Source organism: Mesorhizobium sp. WSM4822, assembly GCF_055811155.1.
Window position 1 is genome coordinate 110,815 of the sequence record NZ_JBVVQM010000011.1, and the last position, 19,384, is coordinate 130,198.

Below are 19,384 nucleotides of genomic sequence, written 5' to 3' on the forward strand. Positions count from 1 at the left end.
CTCGATCTCCTGATCCTCAGTTGGGTTTGCGCCACCATGTTGGGAGCTGATACCCGAATATGGGCGTCTTTTGCGGATGTTCCAGGTAGTTCCAGTAGGCAATCCATTGCTGCGTGTTGTGCTGCATCGGCACCATGTAGTTGCCGGAGATCAGCAGCCGGTCGAGAACGCGAACGGCGGCAACATAATCCTCCTTGGAGCGGGCGCGCAGCATCGCCTCGATCGCCGCGTCCACAGCCGGATCGGCGACGCCTGCGAGATTGAACGAGCCTTCCGTCCTGGCCGCGGCGGAACTCCAGCGCCCGCTCTGCTCGATGCCGGGCGACAACGAATTGTTGAAGCCGCTCGATCCGATCAGGACCTCGAAGTCGAAGCGCTGCTTGCGCGACTGGATCTGGTCGCCGTCGAGGCTGCGAATGGTGAGATCGATGCCGATCTTCTCCAGCGTGCGCTGGTAGATGCCGGCAAGGCGCTCCTCGTCCTGCGACGCGGTCAGGATTTCGAAGCTGAAGGGTTTGCCTTCGGGATCAAGCATCGTTCCATTCTGCACGTGGTAGCCGACACTTTTCAAAAGATCGAAGGCTGCCTTCAGCACGCGGCGGTCCTGGCCCGATCCGTCGGTCACCGGCGGCCGCCATGTACCGTCCATGACATCGGCCGGGACGCGGCCGGGGTAGGGCGCCAGAAGCGCTTTCTCCCTGTCGTCGGCCGGATGGCCGATCGCGGAAAGCTCGGAATTCTGCCAGTAACTCATCGTGCGCGTGTATTTGCCGCCGAACAGGTTCTTGTTGGCCCATTCAAAGTCGTAGAGCATGCCGAGCGCGCGCCGCACGACAGGGTTGGCGAATTTCGGCAACCGCGTGTTGAACAGGAAACCGGTCACCACGGGCGGAATGCCGGTGTCGAAGGTTTCGGCGACGACGTCGCCCTTGTGGAAGGCCGGAAAATCGAGATCGCGCTCGCGCTTCACCGGATCACTGTCGTCGTCGATGGCGCAAAGGCCTTTCTTGAACGCTTCGAGCTTGGCGTTGGCGTTGAGGAAATACTCGATGGTGATCTGGTCGTAATTGTCGAAACCGCGCTTGGCCGGGACGTCCTTGCCCCAGTAGTCCGGGTTGCGCTTGAACACGATGCGCTGGCCGGGCTGCACCTGCGCGATCCTATAAGGGCCGCTGCCGATCACCGGCTTGAGCGTCGTCCTGTCGAAAGTCTCCTTGTCGAAGGCGTGCTTCGGGATGATCGGGGTCAGCGCGATGATCAGCGGGAATTCGCGATCGGCCTTGTCGTTGAAGGTGAAGCGCACGCTGTGATCGCCGGTCTTTTCGAGCTTGGCGACCCTGGCCATGCGATCGCTGTAAGGCGGGCGGCCTTTCTCGGTGTAGACGTCATAGCTGAACAGCACGTCCTCCGGCGTCACCGGCTGACCGTCCGACCATTTGGCCTTCGGATTGAGATGGAATTCGATGCTCTTGCGCTCCGGGTCCATGTCGGCGCTGTCGGCCAACAAACCGTAGAGCGTGAAAGCCTCGTCGGCATTGCGCTGCATCAACGGCTCGAAGACCAGATTGCCGAAGATCGTATCCATCATGCCGCGCGCCGTCGTGCGCAGGCTCTTGAGGATGAAAGGGTTCAGATTGTCGAAGCTGCCGACGACGCAATAGGTGATCGAGCCACCCTTCGTCGCGTCGGGATTGACGTAGTCGAAATGCGTATAGCCGGGCGGTAGCGCCGGCTCGCCCTGCATGGCGATAGCGTGCTTCGGCTCCGATGCGGCCGGCTGATGCGAAAGGGCGAGAAACGATATCCCGGTGATCAGCCAAACAACAACGCGGCCCATGACCGTCTCCTTACTGGGTCGGCTTGATGATTCGGTGTGCACCCTAGCATGAGGCGGCTGCGCGCCGGCCAACCGCGCGTTCAACAATTGCTGACGCCGGGCTGGATTCGGCATCGCTTGCAGTGTAACACGCCCTCCGAAGTCATTCTGTTGCCTCATTTCGGCAACAGGTAGCTGGACCACACGGCACGAAGAAGCCGGTCCCGGGATCATTTGAGAGGAAGTGCACGACATGACGAGCCTGAACAGCAACGCGTACCGCCTGTCGGTCATGGCCGCTGGCGTGGTCGGCTTTCTCGGCGCAGGACTTCCCGCTGCTTCCGCACAGCAGCAACAGCAGATTCCGCAAGGCTGGTTCAAGGCCTGCACCAAGCAGGAAGACGTCGACATCTGCAACGTCCAGAACATCACCACCGCCGGCAACGGCCAGCTGGTCACCGGCGTCAGCCTGATCGAGCTGAAGGGCAAGGTGAACCGCAAGGTGTTCCAGGTGACGGTCCCGACCGGCCGTCTGGTGCCTCCCGGCATCGGCCTGCAGATCGACACCGGCAAGGCGCAGAAGCTCGACTATGTGATCTGCTTCCCGGATCGTTGCGTGGCGGAAGTGCCGCTGACCGATCAGCTCGTCGCCGCCTTCAAGAAGGGCCAGGCGATTACCCTGACCTCCGTCAATTTCCAGAACCAGCCCAATCCGATCAAGGTCGCCCTGCAGGGCTTCAGCGGCGCCTATGACGGACCGGCGCTGCAGCAGTCGGACATCGAGGACCGGCAAAAGAAGCTTCAGGACTTCGTCGCCAAGAACAACCAGGATTTCGCCAAGAAGCTCAAGGAAGAGCAGGACAAGGCGAAGACCGCCAACTGATCGGCCGATATCGCCGAGCCAACAAGAAAGCGGGGTCATGCCCCGCTTTTTTTGTGATTGTCTTCCAGTGGGCTAATGCCTGGACTGCCGCTTCGGCTGGTAGCCGCCGTCCGGCTTCTTGTCGAACATCTCCTTGATCTGCGGATGCCGGACCGGCTCCCCCGACTGATCCTCGAGCAGATTCTGCTCGGAGACATAGGCGATGTACTCGGTCTCCGAATTTTCGGCGAGCAGATGATAGAAAGGCTGATCCTTGTGCGGCCGCACGTCGGCGGGGATGGCTTCGTACCATTCGTCGGTGTTGGCGAATTGCGGATCGACATCGAAAATAATGCCCCTGAATGGAAACAGCCGGTGGCGAACCACCTGTCCGATCGCGAATTTGGCTGTTTTCATCGTACTCACCACTGAATTCCTTGGGCTTATTTGGCGCAGACCGCGCATCAATTCAATCCCGAGGCGCTTGACGCCCTATTAAGCAACGGGCTAGCCCGGCGCCAGGGTTTCGGACCAGCATAAAAATGTCTGACGTCATCGGTCTTGTTCTTCCGTTCTTCGGCTTGATTTTTGTCGGGTTCCTGGTGGCGCGCATCACCAGGCAGCCGCTGGAGGCGCTCGGCTGGATGAACACGTTCATCGTCTATGTCGCGCTGCCGGCACTTTTCTTCCAACTGCTTGCCAAGACGCCGTTCGAAGACCTGACGGAATGGCGCTTCATCTTCGGTTCGGTCGTCTCGACCTTCATGATATTTTCCTTGATGTTCATGGGGTCGGTCCTGACCTCGCGCGGCGAGATAGCGCAATCGACCATCAAGGCGCTCGCGGCCGCCTATGGCAATATCGGCTATATGGGACCGGGGCTGGCATTGCTGGCCTTCGGCGAGGAGGCGGCTGTGCCGGTCGCCTTGATCTTCTGTTTCGAGAACATCATGCATTTCGCCATCGCGCCCATGATGATGGCGCTGTCGGGCGACGACAAGACCACGCCTCTCCGGCTTGCGCTGGGTGTCGTGCGCAAGATCGTGCTGCACCCGTTCATCATCGCAACCGCCCTGGGCGTCGGCGCCGCCTATATCGGCTTTCGACCGCCCGTGCCGGTGGAGCGATTTCTGGAATATCTTTCCCGGGCGGCCGCACCTTGCGCGCTGTTTGCCATGGGCGTCACGCTGGCGCTCAGGCCGCTCAATCGCGTCCCGCACGAGATGGTTCCGATTGCGGCGCTGAAACTGATCCTGCACCCGTTGCTCTGCTATGTCGTGCTGAGCTGGATCGGCAATTTCTCGAAGACATGGGTCTTCTCGGCGGTGCTTCTGGCGGCATTGCCGACCGCCACCAACGTCTTCGTCATCGCCCAGCAGTATGGCGTCTGGGTACAGCGCGCGTCGGCCAGTGTGCTGATCACAACCTGTCTATCGGTCGTGACTGTCACCGGGCTGCTCTACCTGATCCGGCACGATATCCTAGCGCCGGACCTGTTTCCCTAACCCGCCGGCTAGCGCGGCAAAACCGCTGCCGGGACGAAGCCCCTCGCGCATGAAAAAAGCCCGAAGCGGCGCGAAGCCACCGAGCACGCCGAGCCCGGCCACGCGGGCCATCTGGGCCGGCAGCATGTCGGAAAGCAGCGACATGTTGAGCAGGTTGACCGCACCGCTACGCGCCAGAATATCGGGGCGGCGCTTGAAATCGTAAGCCGCAAGCGCCTTGGCTGCACCCGGGTCGGATCGATTTTCACAAGCGATTCCAACCAGATCGTCGACGTCCCTGATGCCGAGATTGAGGCCTTGCGCACCAATCGGCGGAAACACATGGGCGGCTTCGCCGACCAGCGCCACCCGATCTCGGGCGAAACGCAGCGGTGTCACCGCCGAAAGGGGATAGATCTGCCGGCCCGGCTCGACCGTCACCCGGCCCAGCATCGACTGCATCTGCTGTTCGACCCGCTGAGAAAGCGTCGTATCGTCCAGTGCGGCGAGGTCGGTCGCGGTCTCGGGCTTGACCACCCAGACCAGGCTGGAGCGATTGCCGGGCAATGGGACCTGCGTGAACGGACCGGTCTCGGTGTGGAATTCCGTCGAGGTGAAAGCGTGGTCGCCGCTATGGCCGAAATTGAGGACGAGAGCTGCCTGCGGGTAGGACCGGGCCGAGGTCGAGATGCCGGCCGCCTGGCGCGCCGGTGACAACCGCCCATCGGCGGCGACCGCAAGCGATGCGTCGACCGTGCTGCCGTCGGCCAGGACGGCACGGGCGTGCTCGGCATCGAGATGCCAGTTCGCCACTATCGACATCAGCCGGTCGATGCCGGCATGCGCGGCAACGGCGCTGGCGAGTGCCGGGTTGAGGACGCTGTTGGGAAGGTTCAGCCCGAATTGGTCCTCGTCGATTTCGCTGGCACGGAAGGTGACGACCGGGCTGCGGATCAGCCGGCTGGTGGCGTCGACGATGCGCATCACTTTCAGGGGCGCCGCCTTGGATTTGACGGCTTCGAGCACGCCAAGCCGGTCGAGCACTTTCAAGGCAGGGTTCATCAGGGCCGTCGTGCGGCCGTCGGGGGCAGTGGGCTCCGGCCCGACCAGCGTCACCGGGAAACCTTCGGCGGCAAAACCGAGCGCCGCGATCAGCCCTGCCGGCCCCGTGCCGGCAACCAGTATCCGCGCAGTTTGCTGATGCTCCAAGATCGGCTTCCGGCTTGCAATGCGAGGCGGGTCCACCCGACCTGCCGTTCGATGAGCATATAGGTCAGATCATGTCGCTTGATCAACGCGGCGATTCGGCCCATTCGGATGTCATGACCGGCCAGCAGGACGACTTCAGCCATCTCGACCGCGCCGGCCGCGCCATGGCCGGCATCGCGCGCAATCCTCGCGTCACGGTAAACGTCGTTGTCGGCGCTTGCATCCTGCTTGCCTGGCTGTCTCTTGCGGCGATGGCAATCCGCGGGGCTGAAACAGGGATTGCGGGCGTCGGCGCCCCTGGCGACACGATCCTGCGCAGGCTGCCGCAACTGCCGCTGCCCGATTTCCTGGAACGGTTCTTTGTGCTGTGCCTCTCACCGGTGCCTTTGGACGCAAGTCTCGGCTTGCAGGTCGGCGCGCTCGTTTTCATGTGGCTCCTGATGGCGGTCGCGATGATGCTGCCTTCGGCGGCGCCGATGATCCGCACCTATTGCGAGATCACTGACACGGCTCGCATCAAGGGCGAACCGGTCGTTCACCCGCTGGTGCTGGTCACCGGTTACCTCAGCGTCTGGCTCGCCGCTTCAATGATGTTCGCGGCGCTGACCTTGGCCGTCCATGCATTCGCCTCATCAGCCGGGATGCTCGATCCGGTCGTCGGCCTTGCCGGTGCGCTCGCTCTCGTGATTGCCGGCCTCTACCAGTTCAGCGGCCTCAAGGAAGCTTGCCTGAAGAAATGCAAGAACCCGTTCTCGGTCCTGTTTTCGAACTGGAGCGCAAGGCCCCTTAACATCTTTCGGCTCGGTGTCGCGCAAGGTCTGTGGTGTCTCGGCTGCTGTTGGGCCTTGATGCTGGTGATGTTCGCCGTTGGCGTCATGAACATTTTCTGGATGGCGTTGATCGGGCTGTTCACCCTGATCGAAAAACAAACAGCCAGCAGGGTTCCAACCCGGCTGGGCGGTGCGATACTGCTTGTCTGGGCAGCCGCGCTGCTAGTAATCTCGCTGTGAGTGGGGGAAAATCGATGGCAGACCAGAGCTGGGCGATGAAGGGAGAGCTCGTACTCTCCTGCAATTGCACGGTTTTTTGCCCCTGCGTGCTATCGCTTGGCAATCATCCGCCGACCGAAGGCTATTGCCAGACCTGGGCGGGGTTTCGTATCGATGCAGGCCATTTCGGTGAGGTCGATCTGTCCGGCCTCAATCTCGGGCTGATTATGGAAATCCCCGGCTACATGAGCCGCGGCAACTGGACCGCCGGCCTGTTCATCGACAGCCGAGCCTCGGTCTACGCAGTCAAGGCGCTGACCAAGATCTTCACCGGCAAGGCAGGCGGAACCACATCGCTGCTCTCCATCCTCGTCGGCAAATTCCTTGGCGTCGAGCAGGTGCCAATCACCTATGAGACGCGTGACAAGACGCGTATCTTCCAGATTCCGAAGATCATCGACGGGGCGGTGACACCCATCCCCGGCAAGGACCGCGACAAGGACACGGTGATCAGCAATTCGGAATACTGGATCGCTCCCGAGATCATCGTGGCCAGGTCCGATAAGAGCAAGATGCGGGCTTTCGGCCGCAACTGGAATTTCGCCGGCCGTTCGGCCGAAATCTGCAAGCTGGATTGGCGGGGCCCGTGAGCAAGAACACAACGGCCCGAAAAGCCGCCAAAAAGATAACGGACCGGATTCCCAGGCCGAAGAAGAAGGTCACCTGGCCACAGGCGAGGGCGTTCTCCGTCCACCTCTTGACCGCCTCAGGGTCATTCCTGGCCTTCCTGTCGCTTGTGGCGGCGAGCGAAGAGCGCTGGACCGCAATGTTCTGGTGGCTCGGGCTGGCATTGTTCGTCGACGGCATCGATGGACCGATCGCGCGCAAGCTCGAGGTCAAGGAGATCCTGCCGACTTGGTCGGGCGAACTGCTCGACAACATCATCGACTACGTGACCTACGTGCTGATCCCGGCCTTCGCCCTCTATCAGCGCGGCTTCATGGGCGAGGGCCTGTCATTCCTGTCGGCGGCGATCATCGTCGTTTCCAGCGCCATCTACTATGCCGACACCGGCATGAAGACGAAGGAGAATTTCTTCAAGGGATTCCCCGTGGTCTGGAACATGGTGGTGTTCACCCTGTTCGTCATCGAGCCCGGACAATGGGTTTCGTTCGCGGTGGTGGTGGTGGCCGGCGTCCTGACTTTCGTGCCGATCAACTTCATCCACCCGGTGCGGGTGGTGCGGCTGCGGCGCATCAACCTTGGGATGACCCTCTTATGGTGCGCTTTCGGCGCGCTCGCCCTGGCCCAGGCGGCACTCGCTGCCTTCTACGATCAGATCGGCGTGCTGGGCGAACAGGTCAGCACCTTCACCAAGATCGGCATTACCATCACCGGGCTTTACCTTGCCTGCATCGGTGGCATCATGCAGTTCTTTCCCAATCTCGGTGCCAAAAAGGCTTGATCAGCCGCTCCCACAGGAAGCCTAGCCCACAGGAAGCCCAGCAATGTCGAAAGCGATCCGCATTCACGCCAATGGCGGCCCGGAAGTTCTGACCTATGAGGACGCTGACCCCGGCCAGCCGGGATCCGGGCAGATCCTGGTCCGGCACACCGCGATCGGCCTCAATTTCATCGATGTCTACCATCGCTCTGGCCTCTACCCGCCGCCTGGCGGCTTCCCGCTCGTGCCAGGCAGCGAAGCTGCCGGCGTGGTGCTGGAGGTCGGCCAGGGCGTCGACTGGCTGAATCCGGGCGATCGCATCGCCTATGCCGTGACGACGGGCGCTTACGCGCAACAGCGCGTCATCGATGCCAGCCGCGTCGTCAAGGTTCCGGATGGCATCAGCGACGAACAGGCCGCGGCGATGATGCTGAAGGGCATGACCGCGGAATATCTGCTGCGCCGGACGTTCAAGGTGAAGGCCGGCGACACGATCCTGTTCCACGCCGCGGCAGGCGGCGTCGGGCTGATCCTCGGCCAATGGGCAAAACATCTCGGCGCCACCGTCATCGGCACCGCCAGCTCGTCCGACAAGATCGAGCTCGCCAGGGCGCATGGTTTCGATCATGTCATCAACTACAAGGAACAGGATTTCGTCGCCGGCGTCGCCGCCATCACCGGCGGCAAAAAATGTGATGTCGTCTATGATTCGGTCGGCAACGACACATTTCCGGCTTCGCTCGACTGCCTGCGGCCGCTTGGCATGTTCGTCAGCTTTGGCCAGTCCTCGGGACCCATACCGCCATTCAGCATGTCATTGCTGGCCCAGAAGGGCTCGCTGTTCGCAACAAGGCCGACACTGTTCGTCTACAACGCAAAACGCGAGGACCTCGACGCTTCTGCCGCCGCCCTGTTCGAGGTCGTGCTCAGCGGCGCGGTCGAGATCAAGATCAACCAGCGCTACGCGCTCAAGGACGCCGGCAAGGCGCATTCCGACCTCGAGGGCCGCAGGACCACAGGGACGACCATTCTCATCCCTTAGTTCGTTCTGCCTTGCTATCCCTTGAATTTCCGCTGAAATTCTTGAAGCTCTTTCAAGACGTGTGCCGCTTTCCGATGAGAGCCGGCCGCGCCTACCATGCCTGCGGGAACACAGAACATGTCTGGCTAACCAGATGGGAGGCACTGTGAGTGCAAATCACGACGGCACGAACCTGCTTGAGGTTCGTGGCCTCACCAAGATATTCGGCACGCTGACGGCGTGCGATCATATCGATCTCGACATCGCCAGGGGTGAGATCCACGCCCTGCTTGGCGAAAACGGCGCCGGCAAGTCGACGCTGGTGAAGATGCTGTTCGGTTCGCTGGAGCCCAATGCCGGCGAGATCTTCTGGAACGGGCAGGCCGTCAGGATTTCCAGCCCCGGCGTCGCGAAAAAACTCGGTATCGGTATGGTGTTCCAGCACTTCTCGCTGTTCGAGGCGCTGACCGCGGCCGAAAACATTGCCCTGTCGCTGGACGACGGCTCGCCGATCAACAGCATCGCTGCGAAGGCGAGGGCGCTTTCCTTCAGCTACGGCCTGCCGCTCGATCCTGAATCGCTGGTCGGCGACCTGTCGGTAGGCGAACGCCAACGCATCGAAATCATCCGTTGCCTGTTGCAAACGCCTCAGCTCATCATCCTGGACGAGCCGACCTCGGTGCTGACGCCGCAGGAAGCCGACAAGCTGTTCGAGACGCTGGAGCGCCTGCGTTCGGAAGGCAAATCCATCCTCTACATTTCGCACCGGCTCGAAGAGGTCAAACGCATCTGCGACCGCGCCACCGTGTTGCGCCACGGCAAGGTCGTCGGCCACTGCAATCCGCGCGAGGAAACCGCGTCTTCGCTGGCTCGCATGATGGTCGGCAACGAGGTGCAGGCGGTGGTGCGCGCGCCGGTCGAGGGGATCGCCACGGCGCAGCCGCTGCTCGAGATTCGCAACCTCAGCCGCAAGCCGGCAACACCGTTCTCGATCCCGCTCAAGGGCATCAACCTGAACGTCCGGGCGGGCGAGGTGATCGGCATCGCCGGCGTCGCCGGCAACGGCCAGGGCGAGTTCTTCGAATCCGTCTCAGGCGAAGTGCCGCAGCAGGATGCATCCTCGGTGCGCATTCGCGGTAAGGACGCAGGCGGCCTCACCATCACCGGGCGCCGACTGCTGGGCGCTGCCTTCGTGCCGGAGGAGCGCCTCGGCCACGGTGCGGCACCGCGCATGAAGCTTTCCGAAAACCTGCTGCTGTCGCGCCATGCCACCGACGGCAAGGCGTTCGTCGGTTCCGGCGGGATGGTGAAGAGCGGTGCCATCCAAGCCGCGTCCCAACGCATCATCGAGGCGATGGATGTACGCAAGAGTGCGCCGGATCCGGAGGCCGCGGCCCTTTCGGGCGGCAATCTGCAGAAATTCATCGTCGGCCGTGAACTCGACCGCCGGCCAAGCGTCATGGTGGTGAACCAGCCGACCTGGGGCGTGGATGCGGGCGCTGCCGCTCATATCCGCCAGGCCTTGATCGAGTTGTCGCGCAGCGGATCGGCGGTGCTGGTGATCAGCCAGGATCTCGACGAGCTGTTCGAGATATCGGATGCGATCGCGGTCATGCACAATGGCGAGCTGTCGAAACCTATGCCGATCGCCGAGGCAACCTTCGAAAAGGTAGGTTTGCTGATGGGCGGCGCCGAACCAGGCCACGCCGAACACTCGCTGGAGACGGCATGATGCGCCTCGAACTCGTCAAACGCCCGCAGCGTTCCATGCTGTTTTCGGCCCTGTCGCCGTTCATCGCCTTCGCGCTGACCATCATTGCCGGCGCCGTCATGTTCGCGCTGCTCGGCGTCAATCCGCTGACCGCGTTCAATATCTATTTTATCGAGCCGATCAGCCAGGTCTGGCAGCTACATGAGCTGGCGATCAAGGCAGCGCCGCTCATCCTGATCGCCGTCGGCCTGTCGGTCTGCTACAAGGCCAACATCTGGAACATCGGCGCCGAAGGCCAGTTCATCCTCGGCGGCATTGCCGGTTCGATGATTCCCGTGCTGTTTCCGCAGTTCGAAGGTCCGCTGGTGCTGCCGCTGATGCTGTTGCTCGGCATGGTCGGCGGCGCGGCCTATGCCGCGATCCCGGCTCTGCTCAAGACTCGCTTCGGCACCAACGAAATCCTGACCAGCCTGATGCTGGTCTACGTCGCGCAGCTCTTCCTTGATTGGCTGGTGCGCGGACCCTGGCGCGATCCGCAGGGCCATGGTTTCCCGCAGACCATCCAGTTCAACGATTCGGCCGTGTTGCCGGAGCTGATGCCGGATGCCGGGCGAGCAAACTGGGGTTTTGTCTTCGCATTGGTCGCCGCGGTGCTGGTCTGGATCCTGATGAGCCGCATGCTGAAAGGTTTTGAGGTGCGCGTGCTGGGCTCAAGCCCGCGGGCAGGGCGCTTCGCCGGCTTCGGCCTCAACCGCATGGTCTTTTTTGCTTTCCTGCTGTCAGGCGCTCTGGCGGGTCTCGCCGGCATCTCCGAGGTCTCGGGCGCCATCGGGCAACTGCAGCCTGTCATTTCGCCCGGCTATGGCTTCACCGCCATCATCGTGGCTTTCCTTGGCCGCCTCAACCCGCTCGGCATCGTTGCCGCCGGTCTGGTGCTGGCGCTGACCTATCTCGGCGGCGAAGCGGTGCAGAGCGCGCTCGGCATCTCCGACAAGGTGGCGCGGGTGTTCCAGGGCATGCTGCTGTTCTTCGTGCTCGGCTGCGACACGCTCATCCACTACCGCATTCGCCTGGTCGGCCTGGCGCTGACCAAGCCGGAAGGTGCCGCGAAACTCGAAGCCGCGCCAAAGTTGAAGGAAGCCCGTTGATGGACATCACCGTAAACATCCTTCTGACCATCGCCACGGCGGCAACGCCCCTGTTGATCGCGGCAATCGGCGAACTGGTGGTCGAGCGCTCCGGCGTGCTCAATCTCGGCGTCGAGGGCATGATGATCATGGGCGCTGTCGGCGGATTCGGCGCGACCTATCTCACCGGCTCGCCCTGGATCGGCCTTTTGGCGGCAATCGCCATGGGCGCGGTGTTCTCGCTGCTGTTTGCCGTCATGACGCTGTCGCTGGCCACCAACCAGGTGGCGACCGGCCTGTCGCTGACGCTGCTCGGCCTTGGCCTGTCCGGCATGATGGGCACCAGCTTTGTCGGCCAACCCGGCGAAAGGCTGCCCAACCTCTACATTCCCGGTCTGACGGAAATGCCTGTCGTCGGCAGGCTGCTGTTCGGTCAGGACCCGATCTTCTACATTTCGATCGCGCTCACCGCGGCCGTCATGTGGTTCCTGTTCAAGACAAGGACCGGACTGACGCTGCGCTCGATCGGCGACAGCCACACCTCGGCCCATGCGCTTGGCATCCAGGTCATCCGCTATCGCTATCTCGCGGTGATCTTCGGCGGCGCCTGTGCCGGGCTTGCCGGCGGCCATCTGTCGCTGGTCTACACGCCGCAATGGGTCGAGAACATGAGCGCCGGCCGCGGCTGGATCGCGCTGGCGCTGGTGGTGTTCGCCTCCTGGCGGCCATGGCGGGTGCTGGCCGGCGCCTACATCTTCGGCGCGGTGTGGATCGGCCAGCTTCATGCACAGGCTTTTGGTATTCCAGTGCCTTCACAGTTCCTTTCTTCGCTGCCCTATCTGGCAACCATCGTGGTTCTCGTTCTAATCTCGCGCAACAAGCGTCTGACGATGATGAACACGCCGGCTTCCTTGGGGCAGCCATTCGTTCCGGATCGTTGACAATAAAAACAAACGGGAAGCTCCAAGGCTTAACTCAGAGAGGTAACACAATGAAAAAACTGCTTATTGCCCTGATGACCACGACCGCCGCCATGTCGCTGGCAGTGACGGCGGAAGCTGCGGACAAGCTGAAGGCATGCTGGGTCTACACCGGCCCGATCGGCGACTTCGGCTACTCCTACCAGCACGACCAGGGCCGTCTCGATGTGAAGAAGGCGCTCGGTGACAAGGTCGAAACAGCCTATCTCGAAAACGTCTCGGAAGGTCCCGACGCCGACCGCGCTTTCGAGCGCCTGGCGCGCGAAGGCTGCAAGCTCATCTTCGGCACCTCCTTCGGCTTCATGGACCCGGAAGTGAAGGTCGCCAAGAAATTCCCCAAGGTGATGTTCGAGCACGCCACCGGCTACAAGACCGCTGACAATCTCGGCATCTACAATGCGCGTTTCTACGAAGGCCGCTACGTGCTCGGCCAGATCGCCGCCAAGGAATCGAAGGCCGGCGTTGCCGGCTACATCGTTTCCTTCCCGATTCCCGAAGTGGTGATGGGCATCAACTCCTTCATGCTCGGCGCACAGTCGATTAACCCGAACTTCAAAGCCAAGATCGTCTGGGTGAATTCCTGGTTCGATCCGGGCAAGGAAGCCGACGCCGCCAAGGCGCTGTTCGACCAGGGTGCCGACATCATCGTCCAGCACACCGATTCGACCGCTGCCCTGCAAGTGGCCGAGGAGCGGGGCCTGAAGGGCTTTGGGCAGTCATCGGACATGATCAAGTTCGCGCCCAAGGCGCAGCTGACTTCGCTCACCGATGATTGGGGTCCCTATTACATCAGCCGGGTCCAGGCAGCCCTCGACGGTACCTGGAAGCCGGGCAATGTCTGGCTCGGCATCAAGGACGGCGCCGTCAAGCTCGCCCCTTATACCAACATGCCCGACGACGTGAAGGCGATGGCCGAAGCCACCGAAAAGAAGATCTCCGACGGCTGGAATCCCTTCACCGGGCCGATCGCCAAGCAGGACGGCACGCCATGGCTGAAGGATGGCGAAGTCGCCGACGACGGCACGCTGCTCGGCATGAATTTTTATGTGAAGGGCGTCGACGACAAGCTGCCGAAATAACCAGCGCGAGACATGAGACGGAGGGGCGCCGCAAGGCGCCCTTCTTCATTCGGCGGGCTGTGCGCCGGCAGAGGGGCGATGAAACCGCGTTCGTCCGGCATCGACCACACGGCCGAGCCAGAACCTGAGCAACCGCTGTACCGGTCGTTCGCAGGTGCGCCAGATCGCCCACGAAATGAAAAGCATGAGCACGATGCAACCAAGGGCGGCAATCCATTTGCCGACAAGGGGCGTTGCCGCATTGATGGCGAGATAGCCGATCTCCTGATGCAGCAGATAGAGCGGATAGGTCAGCCCGCCCAGCGCCAGGGTGAGCGCCGATGCCCTCACACGGTGGCGCAGCAGCACCGCGCCGATCAGAGCCGCGTGCATGACGGCGTTGGCGAGGACAAGATTGGCCGAGGAGACGGCGATGCCGTAGTGGCCAAGCATCCAGCGCTGCGTCACCGACAGCGTTCCGCAGGAGATCAGGAACGCGGCGGCGAGCAGCAGCAGGGCCGGCACAGAACGGCCATGCGAATGGATGTGGTGGACCAGCACGCCGGCGGCGAAGAACGGGCCGAACTCGGTGAGGAACAGCAGCCTGGCTCCGCCGCTGCCGATGAAGAACTCGTTCAAGGCCGAGATTGCCAGCCAGATGAAGATCAGCTCCAGCTTGCGTTTCTGGAAGAGCCCGGTGAACAGGGCCAGCGTGATCCATCCGTAGAACACCAGTTCAAGCACGATCGACCAGTAGACGCCGTCCATGAAGGGTTGGCCGAAGGCCGGCGCGAACATCGACAGGTTGGCGACATACTGGCTGAAAGAGGCTGGAAGCAACGGTGTGCCGGCAAGGGTGAGAACTGCGAAGGTGATCGTCATGCAGAACAGAAAACCCGGATAGAGGCGAACGAACCGCGCGATCGCAAACTGATCCCAGCTCCGGTTTTCCGCCGACCAGGCAATGACGAAACCGCTGATCAGGAAGAACAGATTGACGCCGAGATAGCCGTAGAGGGCGAACGGTGCGGCAAGCGGATAGCCCTGCGCGAGGTAGCCTTCGGCGGCCGCGCCGCGAAAGAAATAGTGAAAGAACACGACAGCAAGTGCTGCCGCCAGCCTGAGCAAATCCAGCGTCGCGATGTAATTTTGTTCCGCAGATCTGGTGTTCATCCGCATTCCCCCGCATCTCCGGTCCGCAAACCATAGAGCGGATCGCGGCTGAGCGGGTTAAAAGGCTGAACTATCGCCAGATGTAGTAAATACGGCCCTCAGACCGCCGAACCATAAAGGTCATAGGCGTCGGCGCGGTCGATCTTGACGGTGACGATATCGCCCTGGCGCAAAGGGCGGCGCGACTGGATATGCACCGAGCCATCGATCTCGGGCGCGTCGTATTTGGTGCGGCCCTTTGCCGACGTGCCATGCGCCTCGTCGATCAGCACCGGCAGGCGCTTGCCGACCTTCTTGGCCAGCTGCGTTGCCGAAATCTTCTGCTGGCGCTGCATGAAACGGTGCCAACGCGCCTCCTTGATCTCTTGGGGAACCTGTTCGAGACCGAGATCGTTGGAGCGGGCGCCGCGGACCGGCTCGTATTTGAAGCAGCCGGCGCGATCGATCTTGGCCTCGTCGAGCCAGTCTAGCAGCATCTCGAAATCGTCGTCCGTCTCGCCGGGGAAGCCGACGATGAAGGTGGAGCGAATGGCCAGATCCGGGCAGACCTCACGCCAGCCGCGAATGCGCTCGAGCGTCTTTTCGCCGTGTGCCGGCCGGCGCATGTTCTTCAATACCTGCGGCGAAGCGTGCTGGAAGGGGATATCCAGGTAAGGAAGGATCTTGCCCTCTGCCATCAGCGGGATGACGTCGGCGACATGCGGGTAGGGGTAGACATAGTGCATGCGCACCCAGATGCCCAGCTTGCCCAGTTCCTCGGACAGATCGAGGAATTTTGCGCGCACCTCACGGTCGCCGAACATCGACGTCTGATACTTGATGTCGATGCCGTAGGCGCTGGTGTCCTGTGAGATCACCAGAAGTTCCTTGACCCCAGCCTTGGCCAGTTTCTCGGCCTCGCGCAGCACATCGGCCGCCGGCCGCGAGACGAGGTCGCCACGCAGTGCCGGAATGATGCAAAAGGTACAGCGGTTGTTGCAGCCTTCGGAAATTTTCAGATAGGCGTAGTGGCGCGGCGTCAGCTTGACACCCTGCGGCGGCAAAAGATCGACATAAGGGTCGTGCGAAGGCGGCGCGGCCTCATGCACGGCAGCCATCACGCTCTCATAGGCCTGCGGCCCGGTGATCGCCAGCACATTGGGGTGCTTTTCGCGAATGACGTCCGGCTCTGCGCCCAGGCAACCGGTGACGATCACCCGGCCGTTTTCCGAAAGCGCGGAGCCGATGGCGTTGAGCGACTCGTCGCGAGCGGAATCGAGAAAGCCGCAAGTGTTGACGACGACAAGGTCGGCGCCGTCATGCTTGCGGGCGATTTCGTAACCTTCGGCGCGCAGGCGCGTGATGATGCGCTCCGAATCCACAAGGGCCTTCGGGCATCCAAGACTGACAAAACTCACGCGTGGAGCGGACATAGAGCGTTTCCGGGCTTTTCAGGATTGCCGGCGCAGTACCACACTTATTGCGGCATTGGTATGGGCACGCCCGCGATGCGGCAAAACGCACGGCGGTCTTGCTTCCACGGCGTGAAGATGCCGATGTCCGCCAGCCTCAGCCGACCGCACCGTTTACATGCGGCCAAACCTCCACCGCGCCACGATAGATCATGTCCACAGCCACATAGAAAATGATCAGCAGGCCGACATAGGCAATCCAGCGGTGGCGATGCAGCAGCTTGGCAATGAAAGTCGCGGCCAGCCCCATTAGGGCGATCGACAGCACCAGGCCGATGATCAGCACCGGAAAATGATCACGCGCCGCTCCAGCCACCGCCAACACGTTGTCGAGCGACATCGACACATCGGCGACGACAATCTGCAAGGCAGCCTGGCCAAGCGTCTTGCGCTTCGTCTTGCCGGCGACCGCCTGGTCGTTGTTGAGGTCCGAATTCGACAGTGCCTCGGTCGCTTCCAGTTCATCGGCATGCGACGTACGCAACTCGCGATACATCTTCCAGCAGACCCACAGCAGCAGGATGCCGCCGGCGAGCAGCAGGCCGACGATCGCCAGCAGCTTGACGGTAATTGCGGCAAACCCGATGCGCAGCACCGTTGCCGCCACCACGCCGAGAAGAATCGCCTTCTTGCGTTGTTCGGCTGGCAGGCCGGCCGCGGCGAGGCCGATGACGATCGCATTGTCGCCAGCCAGCACGAGGTCGATGGCGATGACCTGGAGCAGGGCGGTCAGACTGGCAGCGCTGAAAAAAATGTCCATCGACAGGAAGCCCTTGCTGATTTTGCCGAGTGTTCGTCGATTATCCAGAGGCCCTAACTTGGTGGTCCCCTGGCGTCAAGGGATCACGCGTGGCTGCATCACCGAAGCAGCGTTGCGTCAAACCGGATCAGGCTTTGCGGCACTCACCGACAGCCGGGCAAAACCACGGCCGATCGCAAATCAATCGTAGAGATTGTACTTTGCCCAGTCGGCTTCTGGAATCTCGTCCCCGATCCGGTAACGGAGCTGCAGAACTTCCATATGGTCCGGCGCGGTCTGGCACTTGAATTTCAGCCGGTACCACTGCCCCTTGCTGCGAAACGCAGCACCCGAGCTCTTGATTGCATCGGCGCCCATCTCGGGCGTGGCGAAGGCGTAGGCGACGACGCGATCGGCTTTGAATTTGCGATCGTCATGGGTGATGCGGTCGAGCACTTCGGCGTCGCAACGCTGTTCAAGACGGGTTTGGGGATCGAGTTTCATCAGACCGGCGCGCAATGCACTGTCCATTGCGCTGGCTGGAAAACTCAGTGTCACTGACGCCAAGGCGGTCATGCAGAGCTTCTTCATGGGCGGGACAACCAACATATTTTGTCGGAGAAATCAACCGAGCGAACCGCCTCGGACGCCGCGGGAATCTTCAATCATATGGCCGGTGCGTTCAAAATTGCGTGTCGGGATTCGTCGTGCGATGCCTGCGGCCAACGGACCAAAGACGCACGGCCGGCATCGGTGAGACCGTAAAGGCCGCGGTCGACGCGCGCGAACCAGCCATAGACATTGTGCTGCAGGATTTTCGGCGCGATCGGCGTCACCGCCTTCAGATCTCGCGGCCGCCTGGGTCCGTCCACCATGGCGGCAGCGCAGGCGAGGGCGCTTTGGCGATAGGCCGTCATGATCGGATTGCGCGATCCTCCTCCGGCAACCGGATCGCCGCGGCGGCGCTGGTGCTCGTCGACCAGACGAGAGCGCCGGCGGGCATTCTTGCGCGGCGCCAGCGCGATCGGGCTGAGAAGCACCTCGACCCGGTCCGTCGCGGTCACACCGAGCAGGCCGAAGCCAAGACGGCGGCAGAGATTGCGGAACCTGGCGTCGCTTTCGCGGCCCTTGCCGCGGGCCGACATGCGCGCGGCCAGCCACACCTCGTCGCAGGCCGCCGCGCGATCGACACCTTGCAGCACCAGTTCGAGATTGAACTGCAGCTTCAACTCGCAGATGACGACAACCGGCGGCTCCCCCTCGCGCAACGCAACGACATCGCAGCCGCCGATCTCGCCTTTGACGACGAAGTCGAGGCTTTCGAGGAACCGCTTCACCGGCGCATAGAGTGAGGTTTCGTTCATGCTCAAGGTTTAGCCGATTCGACGCGAAAAGCCTTCCCGGGGTTCGGCGTTCCACGGCCCGAAAGCGGATCGGGGTGGATACCGCACCGTCGGGCCATCAGTCAGGCTTCGGTGTTCGGCACTGCCCGGTTCGGCAGCTTCCTGCGGCGCAGGAGGGGATAGCCGATCTGACCGAAATAGGTGGAGGGGATCGGATCGTCGACGCCGTACTTTTCCGGCACCTTGTCGCCGGTGGGATTGTAGGTGCCGAACAGCATGTCGAGGAAAGGCAACTGCCCGGCGAAGTTCTTGTCATAGGCTTCGCGCTGGTTGGCATGGTGCCAGCGATGGAACTGCGGGCTGGCGATCAGCCACTTCAAAGGGCCGAACGGAATCCGCACGTTTGAATGCACAAGCAGCGTGTGTCCAAGGTAGATGGTCGAAAAGACGGCGATCGAGGCTTCCGAGAAGCCGAGGAAAAAGATCGGCGTCAGCGATATCGCCTTTGTGACGATGGCGTCGACGGGGTGATTGTGGAAGGCCCCGAGCCAGTCGAGTTCCTCAATGCCGTGGTGAACGGCATGGAACTTCCAAAGCGCGGGGATTTTGTGGAAGGCCCGATGTGTCCAGTAGACGCCGATATCGGTAATCACGATGATTTCGGCAACCTGCAGCCAGACGGGCTGGCCGCTGACGGCCTGCGTTATCGCCGGCGGGACAAGGAGCGCAGCGGCACCGAGCGCGCCTGCCGCCATCATGACGATGGCCAGCTTTATGATGAAGCCGTTGAACAGCAGATAAATCAGATCGACAGCAAACCCCTTGCGGAAAATCTTCTGCGGCCGCTCGGCAAACAGATGTTCGAACGGAATGAAGATCAGCGCGCAGATCAACAGTGCCTTGATGCCAAAGATATCCATCGATTCGCCTCTGCTGCCGGCGCGCCGCCTGCTCCCTCGAGAAGAAACACATCTCCC

At 61.9% G+C, this 19,384-nt stretch carries 19 protein-coding genes; 10 read left to right on the forward strand and 9 right to left on the reverse strand.

Going from position 1 to position 19,384, the window contains the following annotated elements; translation table 11 throughout:
- Positions 1-16: 16 nt before the first annotated feature.
- Positions 17-1,837 (reverse strand): extracellular solute-binding protein, encoded by a 1,821-nt coding sequence (locus tag AC0L3E_RS24115; protein ID WP_127396693.1) that lies wholly within the window; start codon positions 1,835-1,837, stop codon positions 17-19.
- Positions 1,838-2,069: 232 nt separating this feature from the next.
- Between AC0L3E_RS24115 and AC0L3E_RS24120 the strand changes: the two genes are divergently transcribed.
- Complete coding sequence (locus AC0L3E_RS24120) at positions 2,070-2,699, forward strand: invasion associated locus B family protein (protein WP_127270670.1); 630 nt, start codon at positions 2,070-2,072, stop codon at positions 2,697-2,699.
- A gap of 72 nt (positions 2,700-2,771) precedes the next feature.
- Here AC0L3E_RS24120 and hspQ read toward each other — a convergent pair whose 3' ends face one another.
- Positions 2,772-3,095, reverse strand: coding sequence for a heat shock protein HspQ (gene hspQ, locus AC0L3E_RS24125; protein ID WP_164761589.1), 324 nt, complete (start codon positions 3,093-3,095; stop codon positions 2,772-2,774).
- 125 nt (positions 3,096-3,220) lie between these two features.
- Between hspQ and AC0L3E_RS24130 the strand changes: the two genes are divergently transcribed.
- The gene (locus AC0L3E_RS24130) at positions 3,221-4,183 is read left to right on the forward strand and encodes an AEC family transporter (RefSeq protein WP_473605797.1); all 963 of its coding nucleotides are present in this window, start codon (positions 3,221-3,223) and stop codon (positions 4,181-4,183) included.
- Here AC0L3E_RS24130 and AC0L3E_RS24135 read toward each other — a convergent pair.
- Positions 4,160-5,371 (reverse strand): UbiH/UbiF family hydroxylase, encoded by a 1,212-nt coding sequence (locus AC0L3E_RS24135; protein WP_473605798.1) that lies wholly within the window; start codon positions 5,369-5,371, stop codon positions 4,160-4,162. The genes AC0L3E_RS24130 and AC0L3E_RS24135 overlap by 24 nt on opposite strands.
- A 71-nt stretch (positions 5,372-5,442) precedes the next feature.
- Here AC0L3E_RS24135 and AC0L3E_RS24140 point away from each other — a divergent pair, with 71 nt between their 5' ends.
- The 8 genes from AC0L3E_RS24140 to AC0L3E_RS24175 all read left to right on the forward strand — a co-directional run bounded on the left by AC0L3E_RS24140 (position 5,443) and on the right by AC0L3E_RS24175 (position 13,722).
- Positions 5,443-6,381: a DUF2182 domain-containing protein gene (locus AC0L3E_RS24140; RefSeq protein ID WP_473605799.1), complete on the forward strand. Its 939-nt coding sequence runs from the start codon at positions 5,443-5,445 to the stop codon at positions 6,379-6,381.
- Between the two features lie 14 nt (positions 6,382-6,395).
- Positions 6,396-7,010: a DUF1326 domain-containing protein gene (locus AC0L3E_RS24145; protein WP_127321883.1), complete on the forward strand. Its 615-nt coding sequence runs from the start codon at positions 6,396-6,398 to the stop codon at positions 7,008-7,010.
- Entirely contained in the window at positions 7,007-7,825 is an 819-nt protein-coding gene (gene pcsA, locus AC0L3E_RS24150; RefSeq protein WP_023811884.1) for a phosphatidylcholine synthase, read from the forward strand. The genes AC0L3E_RS24145 and pcsA overlap by 4 nt, the downstream gene beginning before the upstream one ends.
- Positions 7,826-7,868: 43 nt before the next feature.
- Positions 7,869-8,846 carry a quinone oxidoreductase family protein gene (locus AC0L3E_RS24155; protein WP_127259302.1) on the forward strand — a complete coding sequence of 326 codons (978 nt, stop codon included), beginning with the start codon at positions 7,869-7,871 and terminating at the stop codon, positions 8,844-8,846.
- A 133-nt stretch (positions 8,847-8,979) separates the two neighbouring features.
- Entirely contained in the window at positions 8,980-10,557 is a 1,578-nt protein-coding gene (locus AC0L3E_RS24160; RefSeq protein ID WP_164749014.1) for an ABC transporter ATP-binding protein, read from the forward strand.
- The gene (locus AC0L3E_RS24165) at positions 10,554-11,684 is read left to right on the forward strand and encodes an ABC transporter permease (protein ID WP_127269000.1); all 1,131 of its coding nucleotides are present in this window, start codon (positions 10,554-10,556) and stop codon (positions 11,682-11,684) included. The genes AC0L3E_RS24160 and AC0L3E_RS24165 overlap by 4 nt, the downstream gene beginning before the upstream one ends.
- Positions 11,684-12,604: an ABC transporter permease gene (locus AC0L3E_RS24170; RefSeq protein WP_127268999.1), complete on the forward strand. Its 921-nt coding sequence runs from the start codon at positions 11,684-11,686 to the stop codon at positions 12,602-12,604. Before AC0L3E_RS24165 ends, AC0L3E_RS24170 begins: the two co-directional genes overlap by 1 nt.
- A gap of 50 nt (positions 12,605-12,654) precedes the next feature.
- Positions 12,655-13,722 (forward strand): BMP family ABC transporter substrate-binding protein, encoded by a 1,068-nt coding sequence (locus AC0L3E_RS24175; RefSeq protein ID WP_128308553.1) that lies wholly within the window; start codon positions 12,655-12,657, stop codon positions 13,720-13,722.
- Between the two features lie 45 nt (positions 13,723-13,767).
- Here the strand turns inward: AC0L3E_RS24175 and AC0L3E_RS24180 are convergent, their stop codons facing one another.
- The 6 genes from AC0L3E_RS24180 to AC0L3E_RS24205 all read right to left on the reverse strand — a co-directional run bounded on the left by AC0L3E_RS24180 (position 13,768) and on the right by AC0L3E_RS24205 (position 19,327).
- Positions 13,768-14,874, reverse strand: coding sequence for an acyltransferase family protein (locus AC0L3E_RS24180; RefSeq protein ID WP_128308554.1), 1,107 nt, complete (start codon positions 14,872-14,874; stop codon positions 13,768-13,770).
- A gap of 98 nt (positions 14,875-14,972) precedes the next feature.
- Positions 14,973-16,286, reverse strand: coding sequence for a 30S ribosomal protein S12 methylthiotransferase RimO (gene rimO, locus AC0L3E_RS24185; protein ID WP_127380321.1), 1,314 nt, complete (start codon positions 16,284-16,286; stop codon positions 14,973-14,975).
- 136 nt (positions 16,287-16,422) lie between these two features.
- Entirely contained in the window at positions 16,423-17,085 is a 663-nt protein-coding gene (locus AC0L3E_RS24190; RefSeq protein WP_127271063.1) for a TerC family protein, read from the reverse strand.
- A gap of 180 nt (positions 17,086-17,265) precedes the next feature.
- Positions 17,266-17,673, reverse strand: coding sequence for a DUF930 domain-containing protein (locus tag AC0L3E_RS24195; protein ID WP_164898659.1), 408 nt, complete (start codon positions 17,671-17,673; stop codon positions 17,266-17,268).
- Between the two features lie 56 nt (positions 17,674-17,729).
- Entirely contained in the window at positions 17,730-18,428 is a 699-nt protein-coding gene (locus AC0L3E_RS24200) for a DUF2161 domain-containing phosphodiesterase (RefSeq protein WP_128308556.1), read from the reverse strand.
- Between the two features lie 101 nt (positions 18,429-18,529).
- Positions 18,530-19,327: a sterol desaturase family protein gene (locus AC0L3E_RS24205; protein ID WP_127380380.1), complete on the reverse strand. Its 798-nt coding sequence runs from the start codon at positions 19,325-19,327 to the stop codon at positions 18,530-18,532.
- Positions 19,328-19,384 lie beyond the last annotated feature (57 nt).

Bases quoted from the DNA above. Each gene is read 5' to 3' on its own strand.
- AC0L3E_RS24115 (WP_127396693.1), bottom strand. From the start codon at position 1,837: ATGGGCCGCGTTGTTGTTTGGCTGATCACCGGGATATCGTTTCTCGCC.
- AC0L3E_RS24120 (WP_127270670.1), top strand. From the start codon at position 2,070: ATGACGAGCCTGAACAGCAACGCGTACCGCCTGTCGGTCATGGCCGCT.
- hspQ (WP_164761589.1), bottom strand. From the start codon at position 3,095: ATGAAAACAGCCAAATTCGCGATCGGACAGGTGGTTCGCCACCGGCTG.
- AC0L3E_RS24130 (WP_473605797.1), top strand. From the start codon at position 3,221: ATGTCTGACGTCATCGGTCTTGTTCTTCCGTTCTTCGGCTTGATTTTT.
- AC0L3E_RS24140 (WP_473605799.1), top strand. From the start codon at position 5,443: ATGTCGCTTGATCAACGCGGCGATTCGGCCCATTCGGATGTCATGACC.
- AC0L3E_RS24145 (WP_127321883.1), top strand. From the start codon at position 6,396: ATGGCAGACCAGAGCTGGGCGATGAAGGGAGAGCTCGTACTCTCCTGC.
- AC0L3E_RS24155 (WP_127259302.1), top strand. From the start codon at position 7,869: ATGTCGAAAGCGATCCGCATTCACGCCAATGGCGGCCCGGAAGTTCTG.
- AC0L3E_RS24160 (WP_164749014.1), top strand. From the start codon at position 8,980: ATGGGAGGCACTGTGAGTGCAAATCACGACGGCACGAACCTGCTTGAG.
- AC0L3E_RS24165 (WP_127269000.1), top strand. From the start codon at position 10,554: ATGATGCGCCTCGAACTCGTCAAACGCCCGCAGCGTTCCATGCTGTTT.
- AC0L3E_RS24170 (WP_127268999.1), top strand. From the start codon at position 11,684: ATGGACATCACCGTAAACATCCTTCTGACCATCGCCACGGCGGCAACG.
- AC0L3E_RS24175 (WP_128308553.1), top strand. From the start codon at position 12,655: ATGAAAAAACTGCTTATTGCCCTGATGACCACGACCGCCGCCATGTCG.
- AC0L3E_RS24180 (WP_128308554.1), bottom strand. From the start codon at position 14,874: ATGAACACCAGATCTGCGGAACAAAATTACATCGCGACGCTGGATTTG.
- rimO (WP_127380321.1), bottom strand. From the start codon at position 16,286: ATGTCCGCTCCACGCGTGAGTTTTGTCAGTCTTGGATGCCCGAAGGCC.
- AC0L3E_RS24190 (WP_127271063.1), bottom strand. From the start codon at position 17,085: ATGGACATTTTTTTCAGCGCTGCCAGTCTGACCGCCCTGCTCCAGGTC.
- AC0L3E_RS24195 (WP_164898659.1), bottom strand. From the start codon at position 17,673: ATGTTGGTTGTCCCGCCCATGAAGAAGCTCTGCATGACCGCCTTGGCG.
- AC0L3E_RS24200 (WP_128308556.1), bottom strand. From the start codon at position 18,428: ATGAACGAAACCTCACTCTATGCGCCGGTGAAGCGGTTCCTCGAAAGC.
- AC0L3E_RS24205 (WP_127380380.1), bottom strand. From the start codon at position 19,327: ATGGATATCTTTGGCATCAAGGCACTGTTGATCTGCGCGCTGATCTTC.